Annotated in this window: 19 protein-coding genes; 5 read left to right on the top strand and 14 right to left on the bottom strand. The window is 55.6% G+C overall.

The window, feature by feature from the left end:
- The coding region (locus DW913_RS10190; protein ID WP_233542037.1) for an RICIN domain-containing protein at window positions 1-396 on the top strand (396 nt) is incomplete at its 5' end.
- Here the strand turns inward: DW913_RS10190 and DW913_RS08190 are convergent.
- From DW913_RS08190 to DW913_RS08135, 12 genes are all read right to left on the bottom strand, one after another.
- On the bottom strand, window positions 365-1,606 hold the full coding sequence (locus DW913_RS08190; RefSeq protein ID WP_117798198.1) for a Coenzyme F420 hydrogenase/dehydrogenase, beta subunit C-terminal domain: 1,242 nt from the start codon (window positions 1,604-1,606) through the stop codon (window positions 365-367). The two genes, DW913_RS10190 and DW913_RS08190, sit on opposite strands and share 32 nt — an antisense overlap.
- A 12-nt stretch (window positions 1,607-1,618) precedes the next feature.
- Entirely contained in the window at window positions 1,619-3,022 is a 1,404-nt protein-coding gene (locus DW913_RS08185) for a lipopolysaccharide biosynthesis protein (RefSeq protein ID WP_117798197.1), read from the bottom strand.
- Complete coding sequence (locus tag DW913_RS08180; protein ID WP_117798196.1) at window positions 3,022-4,098, bottom strand: polysaccharide pyruvyl transferase family protein; 1,077 nt, start codon at window positions 4,096-4,098, stop codon at window positions 3,022-3,024. Before DW913_RS08180 ends, DW913_RS08185 begins: the two co-directional genes overlap by 1 nt.
- Before the next feature lie 3 nt (window positions 4,099-4,101).
- Window positions 4,102-5,262, bottom strand: coding sequence for a glycosyltransferase (locus DW913_RS08175; protein ID WP_147349645.1), 1,161 nt, complete (start codon window positions 5,260-5,262; stop codon window positions 4,102-4,104).
- A 402-nt stretch (window positions 5,263-5,664) separates the two neighbouring features.
- Window positions 5,665-6,660, bottom strand: a complete 996-nt coding sequence (locus DW913_RS08170) for a glycosyltransferase family 2 protein (RefSeq protein ID WP_117798194.1) — start codon at window positions 6,658-6,660, stop codon at window positions 5,665-5,667.
- A complete protein-coding gene (locus tag DW913_RS08165; RefSeq protein ID WP_117798193.1) occupies window positions 6,653-7,768 on the bottom strand; it encodes an EpsG family protein in 1,116 nt (371 codons plus the stop codon). Before DW913_RS08165 ends, DW913_RS08170 begins: the two co-directional genes overlap by 8 nt.
- 194 nt (window positions 7,769-7,962) lie before the next feature.
- Window positions 7,963-8,955: a glycosyltransferase family 2 protein gene (locus DW913_RS08160; RefSeq protein ID WP_117798192.1), complete on the bottom strand. Its 993-nt coding sequence runs from the start codon at window positions 8,953-8,955 to the stop codon at window positions 7,963-7,965.
- A 4-nt stretch (window positions 8,956-8,959) separates the two neighbouring features.
- The gene (locus DW913_RS08155) at window positions 8,960-9,793 is read right to left on the bottom strand and encodes a glycosyltransferase (protein ID WP_117798191.1); all 834 of its coding nucleotides are present in this window, start codon (window positions 9,791-9,793) and stop codon (window positions 8,960-8,962) included.
- Window positions 9,794-10,507 carry a sugar transferase gene (locus tag DW913_RS08150; RefSeq protein WP_147349644.1) on the bottom strand — a complete coding sequence of 238 codons (714 nt, stop codon included), beginning with the start codon at window positions 10,505-10,507 and terminating at the stop codon, window positions 9,794-9,796. It abuts the gene before it with no gap.
- A gap of 72 nt (window positions 10,508-10,579) precedes the next feature.
- Window positions 10,580-11,170, bottom strand: a complete 591-nt coding sequence (locus tag DW913_RS08145; RefSeq protein WP_117798189.1) for a hypothetical protein — start codon at window positions 11,168-11,170, stop codon at window positions 10,580-10,582.
- A 324-nt stretch (window positions 11,171-11,494) separates the two neighbouring features.
- On the bottom strand, window positions 11,495-13,258 hold the full coding sequence (gene thrS, locus DW913_RS08140) for a threonine--tRNA ligase (RefSeq protein WP_117798188.1): 1,764 nt from the start codon (window positions 13,256-13,258) through the stop codon (window positions 11,495-11,497).
- Window positions 13,259-13,497: 239 nt separating this feature from the next.
- A complete protein-coding gene (locus DW913_RS08135) occupies window positions 13,498-13,929 on the bottom strand; it encodes a zinc ribbon domain-containing protein (protein WP_055251579.1) in 432 nt (143 codons plus the stop codon).
- A 296-nt stretch (window positions 13,930-14,225) separates the two neighbouring features.
- On the opposite strand from DW913_RS08135, the gene DW913_RS08130 reads away from it, so the two are divergent.
- The 4 genes from DW913_RS08130 to DW913_RS08115 all read left to right on the top strand — a co-directional run bounded on the left by DW913_RS08130 (window position 14,226) and on the right by DW913_RS08115 (window position 18,662).
- A complete protein-coding gene (locus DW913_RS08130; protein ID WP_117798187.1) occupies window positions 14,226-15,683 on the top strand; it encodes an NAD(P)/FAD-dependent oxidoreductase in 1,458 nt (485 codons plus the stop codon).
- A 1-nt stretch (window position 15,684) separates the two neighbouring features.
- Window positions 15,685-17,043 (top strand): NAD(P)/FAD-dependent oxidoreductase, encoded by a 1,359-nt coding sequence (locus DW913_RS08125; protein WP_117736430.1) that lies wholly within the window; start codon window positions 15,685-15,687, stop codon window positions 17,041-17,043.
- 3 nt (window positions 17,044-17,046) lie between these two features.
- Window positions 17,047-17,445, top strand: a complete 399-nt coding sequence (locus tag DW913_RS08120) for a DUF1667 domain-containing protein (protein ID WP_117639243.1) — start codon at window positions 17,047-17,049, stop codon at window positions 17,443-17,445.
- A gap of 128 nt (window positions 17,446-17,573) precedes the next feature.
- Window positions 17,574-18,662, top strand: coding sequence for a Xaa-Pro peptidase family protein (locus DW913_RS08115; protein ID WP_117798186.1), 1,089 nt, complete (start codon window positions 17,574-17,576; stop codon window positions 18,660-18,662).
- A gap of 324 nt (window positions 18,663-18,986) precedes the next feature.
- Here DW913_RS08115 and DW913_RS08110 read toward each other — a convergent pair whose 3' ends face one another.
- Entirely contained in the window at window positions 18,987-20,330 is a 1,344-nt protein-coding gene (locus DW913_RS08110; protein WP_117798185.1) for a folylpolyglutamate synthase/dihydrofolate synthase family protein, read from the bottom strand.
- A 281-nt stretch (window positions 20,331-20,611) separates the two neighbouring features.
- Window positions 20,612-23,308, bottom strand: a complete 2,697-nt coding sequence (locus tag DW913_RS08105) for a valine--tRNA ligase (RefSeq protein WP_117798184.1) — start codon at window positions 23,306-23,308, stop codon at window positions 20,612-20,614.
- Window positions 23,309-23,546: the final 238 nt, after the last annotated feature.

The raw sequence follows: 23,546 nt of genomic DNA, 5'->3' as shown, positions 1-23,546 counted from the left end.
GACGACGGCCCCTACCGCCTCGCGACCGCCCTCGACGACCGGATGGCCGTGTCGGCCTCCGCATCGGGCTGCTCGCTGTCCTCGGACGCGGGCGCCCTCTACCTCGAGCGCGACGGGGCGACGGGCCTCTACAGGATCTCCTCGGGCGGCCTCCTGCTGACCGAGTCGGGCAACCGGGCGGTGCTGGCCGAGGCGGACGGCTCCGCCTCGCAGCTGTGGCGCGCCTCGGACCTGGGCGGAGGCCGCCACTCGTTCACGTCCGCCTCCGGGCTGGCGCTGGACGACCGGGGGCAGCGTACCTCGGAGGGCAACACGGTATGGCTCTACGAGCCCAACGGGGGCCCGCCCAGGCGTGGGTCCTTACCTAGCCTGCAAGACCCTTTAAATACATTTTGACAATCTCCCGACATGATTCAGGGAGAAGCCTTCTTACTAATTTCTTGGTATAGAAAATTATTCCACGCTCTCGCCTTTTATACATACACTCAACGGAATGCCAACCACCTTCGACATATGCGTCAATATAGAGCTGTCTGTCTTTTGGAAGAGCGCTCGGGTGGCGGAGCTGATCGTTGCCCTTAGCGATATCGTCAAATTCGACAGGGTACAAGTCCAGAGCCTTGCTGGATTCAATAAACTCCCTGCCGCGTTCGTTATTCACCAGCAGGCAGGAAACGCCCTTCATCTGATTGAACTTCTCGGCATCCTTCAGGACGTCGGGCCTGTTTACATCGACGCCCCAAAAATCGCCGATAGTAAGATCGCCGGCGCGAAATTTCCCTGCATAGGGGCACCTATAGCAGCTGTCGCGAAGCGTCTTGAGGTTCAAGAACATGTCGTAGTAGGGGGATTTCGACGCAGGAATGGTGACCTCTCTTCCGTTCTCAAGAAAAAGAAAAAGAAGGAGAGAGTTGCCCCACCCCTCGCGCTTGCACCTAAACCGGAAATCAACCACGGGAGACCCAAGCTGTTTGCCATAGCCCTCAACGCAGTCCGCGAACATGCGGCCGGAAGGGACGCCGTGGCAGACCAGGTCAACGGTTGTCAGGTTCCCATAATCGCGTCCGAGAAAGCCCCTAAGGCCGGCGACTTGGCAGGGTGTTCCGCAGAACAGGACCTGCCTGCCCTCACGAAGATCCGCCTTAACATCGGCAAAGCAAACTCTAGCATCGCTCTGCACGTATTTTGAATTAAGAAGCGGGCGAAGCTCATCAACGCTCGCCGCACGACGGTGCAACACTCGAAGCGTATTCCCCTCACGCTCATAAGCAGCACCATATGCGACGCCGCCAGAAGAAATAAGCTCACGCGCAACGGCACCGAAGACTCCGCCAGAAGCGGACTCCGAGACATCATCCCTACCGGCAGCGGCAAAGAACGGTCCAGCGGAATTGGAGCCTATCCCCCGGTTGAGGCCGCACGCCCTCGTGCAGGCGCCGCAACCGATACATAGATCGCCGTCAATTACAGGAAGAATGAACCCGTCCTTGCCCTCGGACATGGCGATGGCGCCTTTCGGGCAAGCGGCGGCACACGCCCCGCATCCGCAGCAATGCAACGGTGACTCAAACAGAGTGGGAACTTCGCCCCTTTTCACGGTAGACATGCAGTTATCCCCCTATTTGCAAGCCGAAATGAACTTGCGCAGAATATCGGCGTTCATATAAACGGAAAAAGCCAGCGCAATTGCCAGGCAGGCGATCGAGCTTAAGATGCCCGCACCGTAAGCGGACAGATAATAGAAAACGAATACGCCGACAATTGAAACTAAAGTTAAAACCTGCTCAACCCGGTCTTCGACAAGCTTCGTAAACTTAGTGACCTTAATTCTGCGGTACTCATTAACCACGATCATCGCCAAAAGCGTTGCAACAGATGCACCATAAAGACCGAAGTGCGGAATCAACACAACACACAGAACGGCGCAAAGGGCTGCAGACACCGCAGTGGTAGTACCCATAATTCCGGTTTCCTTATGTGCGGTAAAGATGCCACCGTAAAAGCCGGAGATGTTGCTGAAGTACGTCGCCAGGAGCAATATCGGCACATACAGCAGGCCCTCACCGAATGAACCCTTAATCAGGATGCCGTACACGAGGGGCATAAGCGCAGACATAAGCAGAACGACGCTCATCATGAAACGCCTTAGCGCACGATACACAGAGTTATAGAAAGTCGACTCGTCCTCATCGGAGTTGAGGACGCGCGCCGAGCTCTCCTTCCAAGATTGATAGAAGAAGCCATACACCTGGTCCATGACACCGGGGAACTTGTAAGAGACGGCGTACACGCCGGCGGCAGAAGCACCGAGCGTATTCATGATAATCAGCCTGTCTAGCAGGTTGTTAATAGTCCAGGAAACCTTGTTGGGAATGAGCGGAAAGGAATAGCGTAGGAGGTCTCGAGCATAGGAAATGGAGAAAGCCGACGGATCGATATAGCGCCAGAGCTTCCGCATGACCATGAACACGAGGGCAACGCCGCCCTGCGCAATAACCGTGGCGGAAAGCATGCCCACAACGCCCCAACGCAGAACAGCGATAAACAGAACGTTTAGCACGATGGTAAGAGCGCTCGCAGTGAAATTCATGACGGAGTAACCCACGGTATCCCCGAAACCACGTAGGACCGCAGAAGCCATCTGCAGAAGCGCGCCAGCGACAACAAGGCCCACGACCCAGCCAAGATTTTCTGGCATAAATAGCAACCAGACGAGAATCGCCAAGACCGCAAAGCACGCGCAGCCAGCAAGAAGAACAGCACAAGACGCGGTCACGGCCTTAGACCGATCACCATCGGTGCGACAATCGATGAGGAACCGAAACAGTGCTTCATCCATAAGTAGGGAGACAGCAGGAACGCAGAACAGGGCGATAGTATTGATGTAGTCGACGGTACCATAGTCGCCAGTGGAAAGAACTGAGGTATAGAGCGGCAGCAAAAGAAACGAAACAAGCTTGGTTGCCATTCCGCCCACCGCAATAATGCCAGTGTTCTTAATAAGCCGACGCGTCTCCCCCATTACGAAAGCGCCTTTCTAAGATAAGCACAGGAATGCTCCCGCAGAGAATCCAGGCGAGAGTCCACGTCACTCCACTCACAAGGGACAATATCGTCGGCGCACATAACATCGACGCAACGGTCAGACAGCCCGATATTACTCAGCAAGTCGCGCATACGCGCACCAGACTTATCAGTCGCATATACGCGGAAGGGCCTATGAAAGAGAACTGAGAATACAGTTGCATGAAAGGAATTGGTAAGAATAAGGCTTGCGTGCGCAATAAGCGAGACGAACTCCTCAGGGCCAACACCAAACAGGTTAATAGAATTTGGGATATCTAGGTTTTTATCAGATATGTAAGCAACCTTCATGCCCGTTGCTTCCGTCATCGCGACGGTGCTCTCAATAAGTTCGGGGCACTTGCGTAGTAGATACATAAATATATATTCACCCTGCAAAACATCTTTATATGCCATATCTGCGTAGTCGTCAGAATCCAACAAAAGTGTGGGATCTAAGACAACATCTATAGGCGCATCGACAAGGGGCTGAAATAACGGAATCGTCTCCTCCTCGCGAACAGACAAGAAATCAAACCTTGAGAGCAACTCGGATACAAGCTGTTCATCAAAATTCTCAGGTCTAAAGTAAGTGTGCGCAAGACTGGGAGCGTAAGCGACTCGACGTCTATCTCCAGCGAATGAAAGGAAATAGGGGCCAACAACACCTTGTGTACAATCGAGATTCCAAATTTGATCGCTACCACAAATAAAGCAATCAAACTGATCCGCAAGCTCGCACATCTCCTCTTCATTTTGCCAGCGATAAGACTTCTTCGTCATGCCGAAATATTTATTTGAAAAATCCTCGAATGCAGTCTTTCTTGACAAATACCTATTTAAACAGCGCAATGTTCGCAGCGTAGCCTTTGGATGTCGGAGCTGAAGCAGCTTATACTGTTCATAATCGTGAGAACGGTAGTCGATAATTTGCACTTCATGTCCCATATTTTCCAAAACCACTTGAAGCGCATGAGACTGAAGCGCAGACCCGAAGTTCAATGCGCCGTGAAAAGTAATCGTTCCGATTTTCATTATTTATCTGTTCCTGTTCACCCAAATATTAATTGCATCTGAAACACTAAGCCCAGAACCCCCCTGCGCCGCAAGGGCAAGAGAAGCGAGAAGATAACGGTTATAATCCGAAGAACGAAGAGATCTCTCGATATCCCTCCATCTGCCGTTTAACGATGTGTTCTTCGTCTTAAAATCATCAATTGAATTAAACGTGTCGCAACAACAAGCAAACATTGTTTTACGCGCGCTGTTGTCCAAGGCAACGGTTCTCCCAAGCAAAAGCGGCCCGAACAGAGGAAGAATACGATCGAAGTCTTCCTGAGAGTAAGAAATTCCAAGCTCCGAACGATAAGAAATCAATTCATCGAGAACCCAATACGAATCAAGGCCCTTAACATTAGTAGGGGTAGACTGCATAATGGATCCAGGACGGATTCGGTAATAATAGCCGCTCAAATCATAACAAGGCTCATCCTTGAAGAAAGAATCAATCCATAACGGATGAATCAGATCTTCATACCATGCGCCTACGGGAAAACCTAGTCGATTCCAGACTTCACGACGATATAGTCTGCCCCACGGCACCATCCAACTAGCTCTATCGTTCTCTATCTCGCCAACCAAACCATCATCAGACATATATCTAAAAGTCGATGTAACGAAATCCGCAGATGTTTGAACGAGCCTGCTCCACATAGCCTCAAGATACCCTGGCCCGATCATGTCATCAGAATCCACGAACATGATGTACTTACCGCGAGAAACCCTAAGACCCGCATTGCGCGCTGCGGAAAGACCGCCGTTTACCTGGTGAATTACAAGAACATTGGGCATTAATCCATACGAATCGGCTATAGCACCAGAATCGTCTTTAGACCCATCATCGACAATAATAACCTCAAACTTGCCAGAAAACTCCTGAGTCACAATGGAGTCTAGACAGGGTTTGAGGTATTTCTCAACGTTATACACAGGCACAATAATAGAAATGTCGTAAGATACGCTTTCCTTAAAAACAATCGGCATGAACATATTGGACGGTCTCTGGGAAACCATACTCAGCTTCGCCTTAGACGCATAGGTTATAGCATCGGAACGACGACTTAACCTGAGTAAACCATCATAAATAGGGCTGGAAAGTAAAAGTTTTATGACTTTCTTAATTGAATTAAGAATCTGCAACAATTGACTCCTCCCATCTTCAAAGTCGAATAAAGATGCATTTCCATCGATTCGGACATTTTAGTCATGATGCCCTATCATGCAATCAACAAGACCAATCGCAGACAGCACCCCATAGAGGAATAGGCTACAAACAATAAATCACAAACGTAAGCGTCTATGGCCTCACCCAGAACATGGGGACGTTGGAGATCTTCTTTGAAAAAAGTGCGAAGACCAGCTTCTAAGCATCAACCGAAATAACTAAAGCCCTAGGAATGAATACACCGCACGACAGAACCAAGTCCTCTATGTCGGTTCAATCGTAAATGCTCGCCACTTAGTCGAAAGCTAAGGACAGGCTTGGTCAAGAATAATAATGCTCCATCTAAAGATATTAGTAAAAAGCAATAATGACCTGCATTATAGAAAGAGACGACGGAGGCATTTAAAGCTGCTTAGTATGTGCCGAGCAGCAAAAGAAACGATACTGCAATTTGACAAAACAAGACCATGAATATAGTCCGGACAATTGCTGATTCGCCTCTGATACTCGCTTTTAATTGTTTTATCAAATTGTCTTTTCACCTCTTTATCCACTTCACAATGCCAAAGAACTTCATCAAGATCACAATAGTGTCGACAGATACCCCTATTGGCATTTTTGACTGAATCGCTCGACCATTCACTCGCATAGCGAATCAATTCGTCGCTTACAAAGCTCCAATCAGTTATCTGATCTTCTTTAAACTGCTTCGTACTATTAGCGTCATGCTGACGATAGTAGTAAAGCGGTTCGTCAATGTGAAATAAACTCTTTGCAATATCGAAAACAGGAAGAAGTTGGCAAAGATCCTCACCGTGCATAAGGCCAACTCGTTTCGAGTACCACTCGTCACTGGCAAATAAATCTCTCCGAATGACCTTATTCCAAACACTATTGAAATCGCATCCGCACAACAGGCTTTTAACAGCATTAAATGACTCACCCGTATGCATACCAGAACAGATATCAACTTTTAACGAGGGTTTTATAGGCATCAATCCCATAGTGAAATCAAATGAAATGATATCAGCACCAGTCGAGGCAATTACATCGCATACCTTTTTAATGCAACCTTCAAGAAGAGCGTCATCGGAGTCGAGCGAAAGAATATAACGCCCACTTGCCTCGCGAAGACCGTCTCGTCGTGCAGCGAGAAGACCTTCGTTGTCCTTGTGAATAACGAAAGCTCTCTCGCGCTTGTTGCAATAAGCATCGCAGATCTCAGGAGATCCATCGGTGGAACCATCATCCACAAGAATCACCTCAAAAGAGCCGGTTCCTTGAATATCAATAGATTCCAGACAAGCGGGGAGAAAACGCTCGGTGTTATATACCGGTACAACAATACTGATGTCAGGCGTTTCGTCATGCATAAATAACTCCTAATAGTGCCGACGAATACGGAAAAAGATCGCAACTGCCGCCATATACAAACGTAATGACAAAATAAAACACGAAAAATAAAACACCCAGAGTCCCAGTTAGAAACCGCTCTCTGCCAAGGTTTTCAGACAAAAAGGGGTAAACAAAACCTGAAATGAAAAGAAAAGGGAAACTCAGTCGAATTAGCTCAGGACTGATGCTCGCAAGTTGAGCGAATAGGGAAGAAATTATGCCGCTGCTCGTATAGAAATTAAGCGTCCATCGATCGAAGCTCGTGATCAAACCCTTACTGCCTAACATCCATATAGCAAGGCAAAATAGAAAATAAATAAGCATTGTGGTATTAAATGAGCCCATTCCAGCGTGTTTGATCTGAAAGCTATATGACGACGTAAATAGAGATACGATCTCCATTACATCCGGGCCAATCATAATCACGCAAATAGTAAAAATGATAACGCCAACGCATGCAAGAAGTGCAACGGTCTTATACGAACGTTCGCGCCCGCGGTTGAAGCATGAAATATAAATAATCCAAATAAAAAGTCCCATGATAGACATCTTGTGAAAGCCAACTGCAAGAAACAAAAAAACAATAGCGGGGCCGCGTTTCTCGCGGAACAGCTCATAGACCATCATGACGAGCATACTAGTAGCAATACATTGCCTAATTATGTTTAACGTATAACCAAACACAACGAAACAAAGAAAGAAACCTACGATAGGATACCCGCGAGGATACAACTTTCTAACAACTAAAATATAGGGAAGGAGAACGATGGCTTCACAAAGAAAAAGAACAGCGTGGAAATCACCAGTCAGTCTTCCCAGAATCCAGAAGAGAATCACGAATAGCGGCTCTTGATCTGAGCAAGCACCCATAGCACCTGTGAGCGAATAATACTGCGAGGCATAAAAACACCTGAGGGGATATGCCGAGGTATCGGTACCGACAGATGCATCACGCAACCCCGCCACCAAGCAAAGGGGGAGAACCGAAATAACCGCAAGAAGAAAACTGACGTGCTTATTAGTTATCTTTACCGAAAAATATAGCAATACAATATGGGACACAAAGGCAATGAAGTAGATTGGCATCTCTACACCTGCTTTGTATATCGTTTGTAAACTGTTGATTTTCCTCCGGTTGAAACCGTGTCGAAAACACCAACATAACAGTTAAAACCATCTTGAAAGTAAATGTTATACAAAAAGCCGCCGTGGCATTCAGTAACGTTAAACAAATGCGCGCTAGTCGAAAAAATCATCTTATCAACCTTTAATTATAGGAGTTACCCGATTGCCTTACCAGAAATTGCAGCATATAACGCATAGAAAGCGTTATGAACCCTAGGAGAGATAGAAAAGAGAGCACAACGCAGTCTCCATTTTGAACAAGCATATGGGTTCTTCGATGCCCTCCAAGCAAGCCCTCGAGCATTCCTCAAATAATTCTGGGCCTCAGCCTTATCATCAAATCCGTCCGGATCAACCCTCATTGCAACGCGGAGCGTACAGAATGACTGGAAGCACTCAAACTCGCCCTGAAATTCAGGCTCGGCAAATTGTCGAACGGTCTCAATAGCCCTGTCCATGTCTTTAGCATGCTTGGAACCCTGGTTCTTGAGCGTCGTAATGGAGCCAGGTCTCGTCACGTATGCATAGAAGCACGCATCAGAGAATGCAACCTTTTGAACTTTGGAACAAATGTTAGCAATTACACCCATGTCTTCGAAGAGCTGCCCCTCAGGAAAGACAAGGTCGCTAATAAGAGATCGTTCAAAGAGCTTTCCGCAAGCAGAACCACTCTCACCGGTTAATAAAAGAAGTTTTCGAAAATGCTCAATTCCAGATTCAACATGGAATTCTACATTCTGACCTATCTTATAGTTATCAAGGACAGGCGTCTTCGCAAAGGAGCCGATAACGAGCGGAACTTGATACTTGTCAGCCGCTTCGACCATCAACTCAACAGTTCGCGAATCGATCAAATCGTCCCCATCAACATACATGACATAATCACCGTGGCACCTTTGAGTACCAAAGTTACGCGCAGAAGAAAGACCGCCGTTCTCCTTATGCAAAATCTTAAATCGCGTGTCTGACCCAACGGCATCTTCAATAAGGTCGATAGTATTATCAGTACATCCATCATCTACGATAATATATTCGATATTCGAATAAGTCTGACCAAGCAATGAGTTTACGCAAGGAAGCGCGAACATACCCACGTTGTACACGGGGACAATGACACTAACCAGAGGCTTATCAATATCAGAAGCCATATATCTAGGACCTCCTGAGAAAATAACGATATATCAACGCTCTAACGGAATTCGGCATCAGACAGACGGCGGCATGCGGCAAATAAGAACAGAAATAATCACGTTTTGTGAAATAGCCACGCTCAACTTGAGCCTGCTTAAATGCTTTAGCGTACTTAAGATACTGCGAGCCGCCCCTGCGAGCATAGAAATCCTCACTAACGCGCATCGCAACAAGCGGTTCGCTCAGGTTATCCGCCTTGCAGCCACATGCGAGCATCCTGTTAAAAAGGTCCCAATCCTCAAAGTAGAGAAAGTCGGAACTGTAGTTACCAGCCTCCATAACTTTCGACTTTCTAAACGTCATGGGAGGGTGACGAAAGGGATTTCGCCTTTTGGAATAAGAGCGTATAGCATCGATGCCCTTGGGAAGGTCAGTAGCCGCAACAGGTTCATTGGGAGACGTGACGAATTCGATAACATCGCTTCCGACCATATCGAGCCCGCTATCAATAGCGGCAAGCTGTTTCTCCATACGATCTGGACGAGCAATATCATCAGTGTCCATACGAGCAACAATTTCGTTAGAGCAAGCGACCACGCCTTGTCGCAGCGCGTAGCCAAGCCCATGGTTTTTGTCATACGAAACAAAATTGAACAGTCCGGGATAAAGGGAGTCATAATTTTGGAGCACGTCTTCAAGCTCTTGCGTGAGGGGACCATCCTTGACCATGACAATCTCGGCAGGAGAGACCGTTTGGTTCAACATACTGTCTAAAGCTTGAACTAAATAGGCAGGATTTTCTTTTTTGTAAATGCTCATCAACACACTGTAGGAAGAAGTAAGGTTTGTCGGCATCTATCGTCCCGTTCTCTTCTTACCAAACATAGCCCCGAAGGTACCAGTAAAGCACTTCAAATCCATAGCAAAACAACGGTTTTGGACATAGCGAAGCTCAATCTTCTGACGCAGGCCGCTCTCAAAGGTTGCCTCGTTACGATCGGTTGCCTGCCACAGACCAGTAATGCCGGGCCGGACAGAGAGCAGCTCAGCTTTTTCTTCGTCGGAAAAATGCTGTTCAAGCTCATCCCTTGTAATGGGACGCGGCCCAATGACGGAGAGGTCGCCGTTCAGTACATTAAGGAACTGCGGCATCTCGTCAATGGAGCACTTACGAATATACTGACCAACCCTAGTAATGCGGGGATCATCGTCGACCTTGCGCTCGACTTCCCATTGATGAAGCTGCTCAGGGCTCAGGTACTTACGCACGTCGTTTGCGTCGGCGACCATGCTACGAAGCTTAAAAATCTTGATTGTCTTTCCGCCCTTGCCAACGCGCTCTTGCGTATACATAGGACTGCCGGGCGATTCAAGACTAATCAGCGCGCACACCACAGCAAGAGGAATAAGCAGCAGCACACTCATCAAAAGACTGAACACCAGGTCAAACAGTCTCTTAATAAAGCGATAGCCAAGCGTACCACTCGGTTTAATCTCTTTAATAGCCAGTGCGTCCCCCACGGATACACAGCTCTCTGTTACTTCTTTAGCAGCCACAATAAAACTCACGTTCCTGTCCCCAGGAACCCCCCCCCATCTATGAATCCAAAAACCAAATGAATTGCCGGCGCAACGTCTCCCTTATGTTTTGCTGGGAACGTCAAGCGGTAGCAGCTCCCTAAAAGCGGAGCCGCCTTCGCCCACGTCCACCAGGCACCAGCGTTTATGACGGTCAATCTTCTTTACGCGGGCCTCTTGCCCCACCAAGGGCCCCTGCTCAATGAGCAACACGCCGTCTTCTATGCGCGCTACGCTGTTGCGCACCACGCCGTCGTCGTCCAGCACACTGCGGTACCAATCCTGCGCATCGTCCGGCATGGGCATGTACGCCCGCTCCCTGCTGCCGGCAATGCGACAGCCAAAGCTCAACTGGCCCAAAGCCCTATCGAGCGCGGCGGCATCGTGCGTAGCGACGAAGAAATATTCCTTGTACATGAGTTTGGTTTGGAGCGACCATGCGCCGTCCCGCTTAAACCAGAACTCCTTTTGCATCACAAAAGCGTCCTGCATCAGCTCGTGCGGGATAATGCGGCGGACCTTTTCGCAGGTCTCACGCTCTTTTCCATTGGAGGTGTGAACCAGATACCAGCGGACGCGACCGTGCTGGCTGTTGGTGGTGACGCCGTTAAATGCGCCTGGCAGCTGCTCTTGGCGCCGTGCCGTCTGTTCCATGTTCTCGCCCCCTCTTTTGGCTTTGCGACGCACGCAAATGCAGGGGCGTTTAGAACAGGCTTCTCGCTCGCAGCTAGGCGCAGTCGCAAAAGTACAGTTTTTTGTATCTTTCGACAGACGACATTATACGAGCAATTAATCAGCGTTTGCCCAGATTACGCAAAATGTACTGCTAGTAGGTACATCTCCATACCCCTCTACAAAAACCTGTACCTTTTTGTGCAACAAAAAAAGCCGCTCAACCAGCGGCTTTCTTATTTTGGCATGAAAAAAGCGACCGCCCTGTGTGGACGGTCGCCTTTGTTAATTGTTGTGAAGTTTGCCTTAGGCGCGGGTCTTGATTTCCTCGATCACCTTGGCAACAAACTCGTCAACGCTCATCTGAACGGTCTCGTTGGAGCGATCGCGGACGGAGATGTTGCCGGCCTCGACCTCCTTCTCGCCCAGGATGAGCATATAGGGCACGCGGTCGATGCTGCGGGCCTCGCGGATCTTGTAGCCGATCTTCTCGTCGCGGTCGTCGCAGACCACGCGGATGCCGGCCTCCTCCAGCTTGGCGCAAACCTCGTGGGCGTAGTCGCGGCTCTTCTCGGAAACCGGAAGCGCCTTGACCTGCACGGGAGCCAGCCAGGTGGGGAACTTGCCCGCAAAGTGCTCAATCAGAATACCGATGAAGCGCTCGATGGAGCCAAAGCACACGCGATGCAGCATGATGGGGCGCTTCTTGGTGCCGTCGGCGTCCACGTACTCCAGGTCAAAGTTGAGCGGCATCTGGAAGTCGAGCTGGACGGTGCCGCACTGCCAGGTACGGCCGAGCGAATCCTCCAGGTGGAAGTCGATCTTGGGGCCGTAGAAGGCGCCGTCGCCCTCGTTGACCTCGTAGTCCATGCCCAGCTTCTCCAGAGCGGTGCGCAGGCCCTCCTCGGCGCGTGCCCAGTCCTCGTCGGAACCCATGGAGTCCTCGGGGCGGGTGGAAAGCTCAACGTGGTACTTAAAGCCAAACTTCTGGTACACGGAGTCGATGAGGTTGACCACGCCCACGATCTCATCGGTCAGCTGGTCGGGACGCACAAACAGGTGGGCGTCGTCCTGGTTAAAGCAGCGGACGCGGAACAGGCCGTGCAGGGCGCCGCGCAACTCGTGGCGATGCACCAGGCCAATCTCGCCGGCGCGGATGGGCAGCTCGCGGTAGGAATGCGGCTTGGAGGCGTACACCAGCACGCCGCCCGGGCAGTTCATGGGCTTAATGCAGTACTCTTCGTCGTCGATGACGGTAGAGTACATGTTGTCCTTGTAGTGGTCCCAGTGGCCCGAGGTCTTCCACAGCTGCTTGTTCATGATGAGCGGCGTGGAGATCTCCACGTAGCCGGCCTTGTGGTGGATTTCGCGCCAGTAGTCCAGCAGGGTGTTCTTAAGGATCATGCCGTTGGGCAGGAAGAACGGGAAGCCGGGGGCCTCGTCGCGCATCATAAAGAGGTCCATCTCGCGGCCGATCTTGCGGTGGTCGCGCTTCTTGGCCTCCTCCAACATGTGCATGTGCTCGTCGAGCTCTTCCTTGGTGGCAAAGGCGACGCCGTTGATGCGGGTGAGCATCTTGTTGTCCTTGTCGCCCTTCCAGTAGGCGCCCGAGACGCCGGTGAGCTTAAAGGCCTTCAGCGCCTTGGTGTAGCAGATGTGGGGGCCGACGCACATGTCGATGTAGTCGCCCTGCTGGTAGAAGGTGATGCGGGCGTCGTCGTCCAGGTCGCCGATGTGCTCGACCTTGTACTTCTCGCCGCGCTCCTCCATAAGGGCGATGGCCTCGGCGCGAGGCTTCTCGTACACGGAGAACTTGAGGTTCTCCTTGACGATCTTTTTCATCTCGGCCTCGATCGCGGGGAAGTCGTCCTCGCTGATCTTGACGCCCTCGGGCAGGTCGACGTCGTAGTAGAAGCCGTTGTCGGTCGCGGGACCGTAGGCAAAGTCGGCCTGGGGGTACAGGCGCTTGATGGCCTGCGCCATGATGTGCGCGGCGGAGTGGCGGATGACGTGCGTGACCTCGTCCTGCGGGAGCTCGGCCACCGAACCGTCATTGTAGAGTGCCTTCATGGGTATGTTTTCTCCTCTCGGATGCCTGATGCAAGTGCGTGCGATGCGCTCGGCGTTTTTGACTTGCATCATTATAGGCAGGTTGCCTTGGTATACAAGCGCCCGCCGCACCTTAATGGCACGGCGGGCGATTTTCTACGCATGCTTCATCGTGTGGGGCGGCGCGGGGCGCGTGGCGGCCGTGGGATGCGCGGGGTGCGCGGAGCCCGTGGCTTGCGGCCGGCCCGGCGATGGATGCGTTACTGGATGCGAGTTCGGCAGTAGGGGCAGACCTTCCAATGCGCATCGAGCGGGCGATGGCAGCTGGGACACACGTTGCGAACCTGGGTATCGCACACCGGGCAGACGACGAAGTCCTTCTCGATGGGCGCGCCGCACTGCGGGCAGGTGCCGTACTGGGCAAGCTGGCGCTCGCGCAGGGCCATGTCCAGCTCCTGCTCCTCGCGGTCGGACGCGTAGGAGTGCGGGCGCAAGACCAGGTAGGCGATGAGGCCTACAAACGGGATGAGGGCGATGATGCCCCATGCCACGTAGGCGCTGGCGCCGCGGCGGCGAGCGTCGATGAACACATAGACGACCGACAGCACATACAGGGCGATGATAAAGCCAACGAAGGCATAGACGACGCCCATAAGCTGCGGCGACATGAGCTCGGAGATGTACTTGGACATTACGGGTACCTTTCGGGGTAGTTACAGCTCGAGTTAGTGTAACACGGGGGTTAACGATTTGGCAGGTCGCAGGCATGGTCGGATAGAAACATCTCAATCTGTAACGGGTGGCGGCATCGACCGCGAGCTTGGGTGGTGTTGCCCGCGGTCTAACGAGGTCGACATCCGTGCCGGGTCTCACCTCGTCTGCCGTTGGCGGGTGTTGCGGGGCTGTTCGCCGCATTGCCGCCGCACTGGGGGTGTGCAGACCGTAGGATAGTCGTATTGACAGCCTGTCAACTCGTCTGGGAGGCACTGTGACAGAAACGTTTGATATCGCGATTGTGGGCGCGGGCATCACCGGATGCGCCATCGCGCGGCAGCTCGCGCGGTTTGACCTGTCCATTTGCGTGGTCGAAGCGGCTAACGATATTGCGCTGGGCGCGTCGAAGGCCAATGGCGGCCTGGTGCACGCCGGCTACGATCCGACACCGGGCACCGTAAAGGCGCAGGTCAACGCCCGTGGCTGCGAGTTGTACGGTACGTGGGCGCAGGAGCTGGGCTTTCTGTTCTGCCGCACCGGGTCGATGGTGTTGGGCTTTAACGACGAGGACCGCGCGCATCTGGAGCAGCTACGGTGCAACGGCCTGGCCAACGGAGTGCCCGAGCTGTCGATCGTCGGACCCGACCGCATCCACATATTAGAGCCGCGCGCCAGTGCCAATGCAACGTGCGCGTTATGGTGCCCATCGACTGGGTTTGTCGACCCGTTTGAGGTTGCCATCGCCGCGCTGGAGAACGCAGTTGCCAACGGCGTGACGTTTATGCGGTCTGCGCCGGTGGAGGCAATTGAAGTTGCCGGCTCGGATGACGGAGCCACGCGCTTTACGCTGGCGACGCCCGCCGGAGACGTGCGCTGCCGCTACCTGATCAACGCCGCGGGCAACGGAGCCGCCGACATCTCGCATATGGCAGGCGCCGAGGAGTTCCAGATGGTCTGGCGTCAGGGCAACATCGTGGTGCTGGATAAGGAGCCGCGCACGCTCATGCCGCTCTACCCCGTACCCACGCCGGTGTCCAAGGGCGTTATCGTGACAGGCACTGTGCATGGCAACACCGTGATCACCGCCACGGCTGCCGTGCGCGAACCGGGCGACACGCAGACCTATGCGAGCGATGTGAACGCGCTGCTGACCGGCGCGCGCAAGCTGGTGCCCGACCTGGACACGCGCCGCGTGGTGCGCGCGTTCGCCGGCGGGCGCCCGGTCATTCAAGGTACGAACGACTTTTTTATTGGGCAGTCGGCCGTGGTGCCGGGCCTGTTCCAGGCGGCGGGCATTCAGTCGCCGGGCGTGGCGAGCGCGCCGGCCATTGCCGAACGCATGGAACAGGTGCTGCGCAATGCGGGCGTGACCCTGCGCGAACGTGCCGATTGGGACCCGATCCGCCTTGCGCCGGACGACTTTGACCGCGCGCCGCTTGCGCGCAAGGAAGAGCTCATTGAGTCCGATCCTGCGTGGGGGCAGATTGTCTGCCGCTGCGAGACGGTGCCCGAGGCCGAGATTGTGACCGCGATCCGACGTCGCCCGGGCGCAGTTTCGGTCGAGGGCGTTAAGCGCCGCTGCCGTGCCGGCATGGGTCGGTGCCAAAGTGGCTTTTGCCAGAGCCGTGTGGTGGCGATCCTTGCCCGAGAGCTTGACTGCGACCCCAGCGAGGTATTACTGGAGGACGCCGGATCTTGGCTGGTTGAGGGACCGCTGAAGGGGGTGCGCTAGGATGGCGGAATTCGGATCGAGCACGATTGATTGCGGCGTCGTAGAAGCCGTACAAACGCAAGTCTTTGACGTGGTCGTTATCGGCGGCGGCCCCTCCGGCATGGCGGCCGCGCTGGCCGCGCATAAGGCCGGAGCGCGCGTGGCCATCGTGGAGCGCGAGCAGCACCTGGGCGGCATCCTCCGCCAGTGCATCCACCCCGGCTTTGGCCTGTCGCACTTTAAACAGGAGCTCACCGGTCCTGAGTACGCGCAGCGCTTTATCGACCAGGTGCACGCAACCGACATTGCGCTGTTCCTGAACAGCATGGTGCTTGGGATTGATTCAGGCGAGCCTGCGGAAGACACTGCGGTCCATGCCGTCACGCTCATGAGCCCTGCCGGCATGCTGCAGCTCACCGGGCGCGCGGTCGTCCTTGCCATGGGCTGCCGCGAGCGCACCCGCAGCGAGATCAAGATTCCCGGTAGCCGTCCCGCCGGCGTATTTACGGCCGGCTTGGCGCAGCGATACATCAATATCGAAAACCTCAAACCCGGCTCGCGCGCCGTCATTTTGGGTTCGGGCGATATCGGGCTTATCATGGCACGTCGCTGCACGCTCGAGGGGATTTCGGTCGAGGGCGTGTACGAGCTCATGCCGTACGCCAACGGCCTGCGCCGCAATGTGAAGAACTGCCTGGACGACTTTGACATTCCGCTGCACCTGTCCACCACGGTCACGCGCGTGATCGGGCACGACCGCGTGGAGGCCGTCGAGGTAAGCCAGGTCGACGAGCGCCTGGCGCCCATTCCGGGGACCGAGCGCGTTGTTCCGTGTGACACACTGCTGCTTTCGGTGGGATTGATTCCCGAGAACGAGCTTTCGGTTGCCGCGGGCGTGGAGCTTGACCCACGCACGCGCGGCGCCGTAGTTGACCAGAGCCTCCAGACAGGCGTGCCGGGCATCTTTGCCTGTGGCAACGTGCTGCACGTGCACGACCTGGCCGACAACGTGACGACCGAGTCCGAGCGCGCCGGTGCAGCCGCGGCGGCGTACGCGCTGGGTGGCGGGGCCGAAACGAACGCGGTCGCGGACACGAGCTGCGAGCTCACGGTCTCCCCTGCCGGCATTGCGGGCTACGCGCTGCCGGGACGCATTACGGCTGTGGCGCTCACCAAGCTCAACTTCCGCGTACGCCGGCCGGTCGATACCGCTCGAGTACGCATCTTGGCCAACGGCGAAGAAGTGTTTGCGGGCAAAGTCCGCGCGTTTAAACCGAGCGTCATGGAAAGCTTCCCGCTGCCGGCTAAGGTGATTCAACGCGCACTCGACCTGGGTGCCAGCGAAATCGTCCTGTCCGTCGATCCCGTTGAGGAGGCATAGCTCATGAGTACGAATGTGACCGAGACGCTGCAGTTCAACTGCACCACCTGCCCATCCGAGTGCCTCCTGACCGTAGAGGTGGAGCACGACGCCAATGGCACCGTGGTGGAAGTGCGCTCCGTAACCGGTAACAACTGCCCGCGCGGCGATACGTTCGCACATCAGGAGCTCACCTGCCCCATGCGCGTGCTCACAACGACCGTGGCCGTCTCCGGCGGCGACGAAGCCCTACTCCCCGTCCGCACGGCCGAAGCCATCCCGCTAGAACTCCACGCCCAAGCCATGAACCTCATCCGAGGCCTAGTCGTCAACGCCCCCATCCGCATGGGCGACGTCGTGCTGGAAGATCTTCTCGACACCAACATTGACCTAGTCGCCAGTATGGACATCGACCCAGCCTAAGAAGCAAATTTGGGACGGGCTCTTTTAGCTGCTTTTGCAAGGAGTGTCCCGAAGTGCCGGCATAAAAGGAACGTCCCTATGTGCCGGGCTTGGGATACCATGGTGGCAGCCTAGCGAAAGGATGTTTCATGGCACATGTCGATGACCAGCGCGTGGCGCGCGTGCTCGATGCGCTCGAGGCTCAGCACCCCGGCGCACAGCTGCTCGTAAACGACCCGTGGTCAATCTATTACCTGACCGGCTTTTATGCCGATATGTTCGAGCGTTTTTGCGGCGTGCTACTCGTGCGCAATGCCGAGCCAGTGATCTTGGTCAACGCCCTGCACCAGCTGCCAGAGTATGACAATGCCCGCGTTGCCTATCACACCGATACCGACGTCGTGACCGACGCCATCACTCGCGAGGTCGATCCGACCAAACCGCTCGGCATCGACACCGTCATGCGCTCCGGCTTTTTGATGCCGCTCATGGAGCGCCACGCCGCCAGCGAGTTTTTCCTGGGTGACTTTGCCGTCACCGCCGCACGCACCTACAAAGACGCTACCGAGCAGGAGCTTATGCGCGCGTCCTCGGCCGCCAACGACGCCGTGATGGCCGACGCCATCAAGCTCGTCCATGAAGGCGTGACGGAGCGCGAAATTGCCGATCAGATGCTCGGTCTGTACCGCAAGCACGGCTGCGAGGGCTTTAGCTTTCCGCCCATCGTGAGCTTTGGCGCCAACGCCGGCGACCCGCATCACGAACCCGACGACACCGTGCTCAAGCGCGGCGACGTGGTGCTGTTCGACATTGGCGGACGCCGCTGCAACTATTGCTCGGACATGACGCGCACGTTCTTTTGGGGCGAGCCGGACGAGGAAACCGCACGCATCTACGATATCGTGCGCCGCGCCAACGAGACCGCCGAGGCGCTCATCGCACCGGGCGTGCGCATGTGCGACCTGGACCGTGCCGCGCGCGACGTGATTGAGGACGCGGGCTACGGCGAATACTTTACGCATCGCCTGGGTCACTCGATCGGCCTGCAGGACCACGAGCCGGGCGACGTCTCGCTCGTCAACGAGCAGGTCGTAGAGCCGGGCATGACGTTCTCCGTCGAACCGGGCATCTACCTCCCCGACCGCACCGGCGTCCGCATCGAGGACCTGGCCCTGGTGACCGAGAACGGCGTCGAGATTCTCAACGCCTACCCCCACGACCCAGTCCGCCTAGACTAGCCCCTTCCCAATAGCCCCTCAATAAGTTGCGGTGGAATAGTTCCCAGATGGGCCCACGTAGGCAAAATCCAGGAACTATTTCACCGCAACTGCCAAGGGGGCAAGTCGATCAATTTGAAAGCCTAGAGCTGCGCCACGAAAACGGCCTATCTACTACGTTTAACCCGCATGGGTCGACCATGCGGGTCTTTTTTGAAAATCTGCAAGCCTTCTACCTGCGGTTTTAATTTCACAAGTCTCGGCGTGGTCGAGGGCAGTCGATTAAACGTAGTAAATAGGCCCATTTCCTGGCGAGCAGCCCAAATTAGCTACCCACGGGTGGGGTTAGCGCAGCAGCCTCGCCACTTCGCCGGCTAGGGTGATTGTGCCGGCGGCTACGAAGGGCTCGCCTGCGGCATCGAAGGCAGCGAGGGCCTCGGACACGCTCGGGTATACGCCCGCGAGCTTATCGGCACCCACCAGGGCAGCGAGCTCCTCTGCCGGCAGGGCGCGATCGGAATCGGTCTGGGTCACGACCACGCGGGGGAACGCCGGAACCAGAACGTCAACGATACCCGCCACGTCCTTATCGGCCAGCGCGGCACACAGCAGCACGGGGCGGTTCTCCACGCACGGATCGATCTCGTCCAGCGCGCTCACAAAGTTCTCGCAGCTCTGGGGGTTATGACAGGCGTCGATCAGCTTGAGCGGATCGGTTCCCAGCACATCAAAGCGACCAGGCGTGGGACAGCCCATAAGCGACGCATCGAGCTTGTCATGATCGAGCTCGCGACCCAGATACCCCTCGCACAGCATGATCGCACACGCGGCATTCTGCGGCTGATACGCCGGCTTGACCATGCTCGACGTATAGATGGCACGCGGCGTGGTGCAGCTGAACTCCACCGTGTCGCCCACATGTGCCGGCACCTTGGTCGTGGCATGGTTCACCACCAGCGGCACTATGCCGCACTCGCGACAACGTGCATCCATCACGCGCTGAACGCTCGCCTCGTGCGTGCCCTCGCCCAGCACAACCAGGCGTCCGGGCTTAATGACCGCAGCCTTCTCCCCCGCAATGGCCTCGAGCGTATCGCCCAAAATGCGTGTGTGGTCGAGTCCAATGCCCGTAATGGCAACGGCGACGGGATCGGTCGCGCTCGTGGCGTCCCAACGACCGCCCATGCCAACCTCGAGCACGGCAACATCCACCGCGGCCTCGGCAAACACCACAAGCGCAGCGGCCGTCAGCAGGTCAAACGGCGTGATGGTATAGGCACGCTCCCCCGCCGCCACACGACGGGCATTCACGCGATGTCCCGCCTCAACAGCGGCAGAAACACCACGGGCAAACGCCTCGTCGCTTACGACGCACCCATCGACCTCCATACGCTCGGGATAGCGCACCAGCTGCGGCGACGTATACAGCGCGGTCCTGAGCCCCTCGCCTCGAAGGATAGCAGCCGAAAAACGCGTAGTCGAAGTCTTGCCATTGGTACCGGCAACCTGAATGCAATCAAAATACTCATCCGGACGTCCCAGCTCATCAAGCATATCGACAACCGTCTCGAGCAGAGGACCAGCATCCCCAGAAATCCGCCCCGTATCAGCAGCAAGCCCAACAGCCTCATCAAATGAAAGCAGCTCAAACGAGAAAGGAACGACATACGACCCCGAACGCTTAGCCATAACCCATAGTCCCCCATAACAGAAAAAGAGGCCCACCAAAATGAATGAGCCCGTCACGTTGACAATATCAGCCTTTACCCGGTTGCAGCAAGATCAAGGCCACAACCCAGTGGCCCTAACACGCCAGATGCAAAAAAACCACGTAAACGAACTAGGAGCGGCCCGATGCTTTGCTCGCCGCAAGTTCCGCACGCAAAGGACAGCACTTAATGTGCTGTCCGTCTTGCGCAGGACTGTCCGCAGCGGAGAGCAAAGCATCGGGACGCGTCCCCCAGTAACACCTACGAGAAGTCAGCAACCTGAGCAGTCAGCGCCACCAGGATCTCCTTGAGCTCAGCTGCACGGTCCCTCTTCTTCTGAACCACCGCGGGCGCGGCCTTAGCCACAAAGCCCTCGTTGGCCAGCGTCTTCTCGCAGCCGGCGAGCTCCTTCTGGGCCGCGGCAATCTCCTTCTCCAGGCGTGCCTTCTCGGCCGAAAGGTCAACCTTGCCCTCGAGCACCACAAAGGCCTCGACGCCGCTATCGACCACGGCGATGCTCGCAGCCGGCTTCTCAACGTCGGTACCCATAACCAGCGAAGCGGTGTTTGCCAGCGGCTCGATGGTCGAGCGCAGGCTCTCGAGCTTCTCGATATCCTCGGCACCGGCGCGCACGACCACGTCGAGCTCGGCCTTGGGGCTCAAGCGATAACGCGAACGGGTGGCGCGGGCGGCAGACACGACGGTGCGGCACAGCTCAAACGCACGCTCGGCGTCCTCGTCAACATACTTGGCGTAGTCGGCGGGCTCGGGCCACTTGGCGATCATGAGCGCCTCGGCGCGGTCAACGTTGCCCTCGGCATCCAAGTCAAGCACGCTGGCCGGCATGTTGTCCCAGATCTCCTCGGTGACAAACGGCATAAGCGGGTGCATCAGGCGAATAGAGGTGTCGAGCACAAAGATCAGGTTGCGCTGAGCCTGCAGACGGCCCTCGCCCTTCAGGCGGGCCTTAGTGACCTCGACGTACCAGTCGCAGACCTCGTTCCAGAAGAACTGCTGCACGCCGCGGGCCATGTCGCCAAAGGTGTAGTTCTCGATACCCTCGGTGACCATCTTCACGGTCTTGGCCAGGCGGCTGAACATCCAGGCGTCGGCCGGCGTCTCCACGACAGGCTCGCCGGGCGTGTAGCCCTCCATGTTCATAAGCAGGAAGCGGCTGGCGTTCCAGATCTTGGTCACAAAGCTCTTGGCCTGGTCGGTACGCGGGCTGTCGATGAGCTTCTTGGTCTTCTTATCGATATTCGCGTCGAACTTGACGTCCTGGTTGTTGGTACACAGCGTCAGCAGATTGAAGCGCATGGCGTCGGCGCCGTACATGCCAATGAGATCCATGGGGTCAACGCCGTTGCCCTTGGACTTGGACATGCGGCTGCCGTCCTTGGCCAGGATCGTCGGGTAGATGACGACGTCCTTAAACGGCACCTCGTCCAAGAAATACAGCGAGCTCATGACCATGCGGGCGACCCACAGCGCGATGATGTCGCGTGCGGTGACCAGCGCCGTCGTGGGGTGATGGCCCTCGAGCAGCTCCGGCTTTTGCGGCCAGCCCTGCGTGGCGAAGGTCCACAGCTGCGAGCTGAACCAGGTATCCAGCACGTTCTCGTCCTGATGCACGTGATGGCCGCCGCACTTGGGGCACACGTCGGTGTCCTCGGTCAGGGCGTCCTCCCAACCGCAGTCCTCGCAGTAGAACACGGGGATGCGGTGACCCCACCACAGCTGGCGGCTGATGCACCAGTCCTTAAGGTTCTCCATCCAGGTGGTGTAGGTCTGCGTCCAGCGCGCGGGGTGGAAGGTCACCTTGCCGGAGTTGACGGCGTCGAGCGCCGGCCCCTTGAGTTTGTCGACGGCCACAAACCACTGCTCGGACAGCCACGGCTCCAGGGCGGCGTCGCAACGATAGCAGTGCATGACGGAGTGATCGAGGTCCTCGACGTGATCGAGCAGGTCGTGCTCCTCGAACCACTTGATGACGGCCTCGCGGCACTCGTCGCGGTTCATGCCGGTAAACTCGCCGTAGCCCTCGACGACCACCGCGTGCTCATCAAAGATATTGATCTGCGGCAGGTCGTGAGCCTGACCCATGGCATAATCGTTGGGGTCGTGGGCCGGGGTGACCTTGACAAAACCGGAACCAAAATTGGCGTCGACATGCCAATCCTCAAAGATGGGAATCTCGCGGTCGACGATGGGAAGCTTGACGGTCTTACCCACAAAGGCGGCCTTCTCGGGGTCCTTCGGGGAGACGGCGACGCCCGTGTCGCCAAGCATGGTCTCGGGGCGCGTGGTGGCGACGACGATGTAATCCTGGCCGTTGACCGGCTCGGTCAACGGGTAGCGCAGGTGCCACAGGTGGCCCTTCTCGTCCTTGTACTCGGCCTCGTCGTCCGAGATAGCAGTGGTGCAGTTGGGGCACCAGTTGACGATGCGCTTGCCGCGGTAGATCAGGCCGTCGTGGTACCAGTCGCAGAACACCTTGCGCACGGCCTGGGCGTAGTCCTCGTCCATGGTAAAGCGCTCGTTGTCAAAGTCGACGGAGCAGCCCATACGCTTGATCTGCTCGACAATGATGCCGCCGTACTCGTGGGTCCAGTCCCAGCAGGCGTCGACAAACTTGTCGCGACCGATCTCCAGGCGGCTGATGCCCTCGCTCTTGAGCTTTTTGTCGACCTTGGTCTGCGTGGCGATACCGGCGTGATCGGTACCGAGCACCCAGCGCGTAGACTTGCCGCGCATGCGAGCCATACGGATGATGGCGTCCTGGATGGAGTCGTCGGTGGCGTGACCCATGTGGAGCTTGCCGGTCACGTTGGGAGGCGGAATGGTGACGGTGCAGTCGCCCACGCCCTCACGGCGCTTATAGTAGCCGCCGTCGAGCCACTTCTGCAGGATCGCCGGCTCGTTGGTCGACGGATCGTAGTTCTTGGGCATTTCTTCCATATATCTCTCCCTGTCCCACCGGGGAGGAATGTAGGCCCGATTTTCGCTCGGTCAAGTCCCGGGCTCGCTCGAAGACCACATTACGTGGTCTTCGGCTCGTGCGGAATCTACGAAAATCGGGCCTACATTCCTCCCCTTAGGTATCGATTACTTCAGTCTGAATGACTTCGCTGAGGCTTAAACAAACATACAGAATAACACAGGTAGTTGGGGTTATTGCGTATATATAAAATAGCCT

This window comes from Collinsella sp. AM42-18AC, from assembly GCF_003467965.1.
Lineage (GTDB): Bacteria > Actinomycetota > Coriobacteriia > Coriobacteriales > Coriobacteriaceae > Collinsella.
Note: the sequence above shows the minus strand (reverse complement) of the source record. Positions and strands in the feature narration are given on the sequence as shown.

What these genes read in the sequence shown, in the direction of transcription:
- DW913_RS08190 (WP_117798198.1), bottom strand. Translation starts at nt 1,606, where the DNA reads ATGTCTACCGTGAAAAGGGGCGAAGTTCCCACTCTGTTTGAGTCACCG.
- DW913_RS08185 (WP_117798197.1), bottom strand. Translation starts at nt 3,022, where the DNA reads ATGGGGGAGACGCGTCGGCTTATTAAGAACACTGGCATTATTGCGGTG.
- DW913_RS08180 (WP_117798196.1), bottom strand. Translation starts at nt 4,098, where the DNA reads ATGAAAATCGGAACGATTACTTTTCACGGCGCATTGAACTTCGGGTCT.
- DW913_RS08170 (WP_117798194.1), bottom strand. Translation starts at nt 6,660, where the DNA reads ATGCATGACGAAACGCCTGACATCAGTATTGTTGTACCGGTATATAAC.
- DW913_RS08165 (WP_117798193.1), bottom strand. Translation starts at nt 7,768, where the DNA reads ATGCCAATCTACTTCATTGCCTTTGTGTCCCATATTGTATTGCTATAT.
- DW913_RS08160 (WP_117798192.1), bottom strand. Translation starts at nt 8,955, where the DNA reads ATGGCTTCTGATATTGATAAGCCTCTGGTTAGTGTCATTGTCCCCGTG.
- DW913_RS08155 (WP_117798191.1), bottom strand. Translation starts at nt 9,793, where the DNA reads ATGCCGACAAACCTTACTTCTTCCTACAGTGTGTTGATGAGCATTTAC.
- DW913_RS08145 (WP_117798189.1), bottom strand. Translation starts at nt 11,170, where the DNA reads ATGGAACAGACGGCACGGCGCCAAGAGCAGCTGCCAGGCGCATTTAAC.
- thrS (WP_117798188.1), bottom strand. Translation starts at nt 13,258, where the DNA reads ATGAAGGCACTCTACAATGACGGTTCGGTGGCCGAGCTCCCGCAGGAC.
- DW913_RS08135 (WP_055251579.1), bottom strand. Translation starts at nt 13,929, where the DNA reads ATGTCCAAGTACATCTCCGAGCTCATGTCGCCGCAGCTTATGGGCGTC.
- DW913_RS08125 (WP_117736430.1), top strand. Translation starts at nt 15,685, where the DNA reads ATGGCGGAATTCGGATCGAGCACGATTGATTGCGGCGTCGTAGAAGCC.
- DW913_RS08120 (WP_117639243.1), top strand. Translation starts at nt 17,047, where the DNA reads ATGAGTACGAATGTGACCGAGACGCTGCAGTTCAACTGCACCACCTGC.
- DW913_RS08115 (WP_117798186.1), top strand. Translation starts at nt 17,574, where the DNA reads ATGGCACATGTCGATGACCAGCGCGTGGCGCGCGTGCTCGATGCGCTC.
- DW913_RS08110 (WP_117798185.1), bottom strand. Translation starts at nt 20,330, where the DNA reads ATGGCTAAGCGTTCGGGGTCGTATGTCGTTCCTTTCTCGTTTGAGCTG.
- DW913_RS08105 (WP_117798184.1), bottom strand. Translation starts at nt 23,308, where the DNA reads ATGGAAGAAATGCCCAAGAACTACGATCCGTCGACCAACGAGCCGGCG.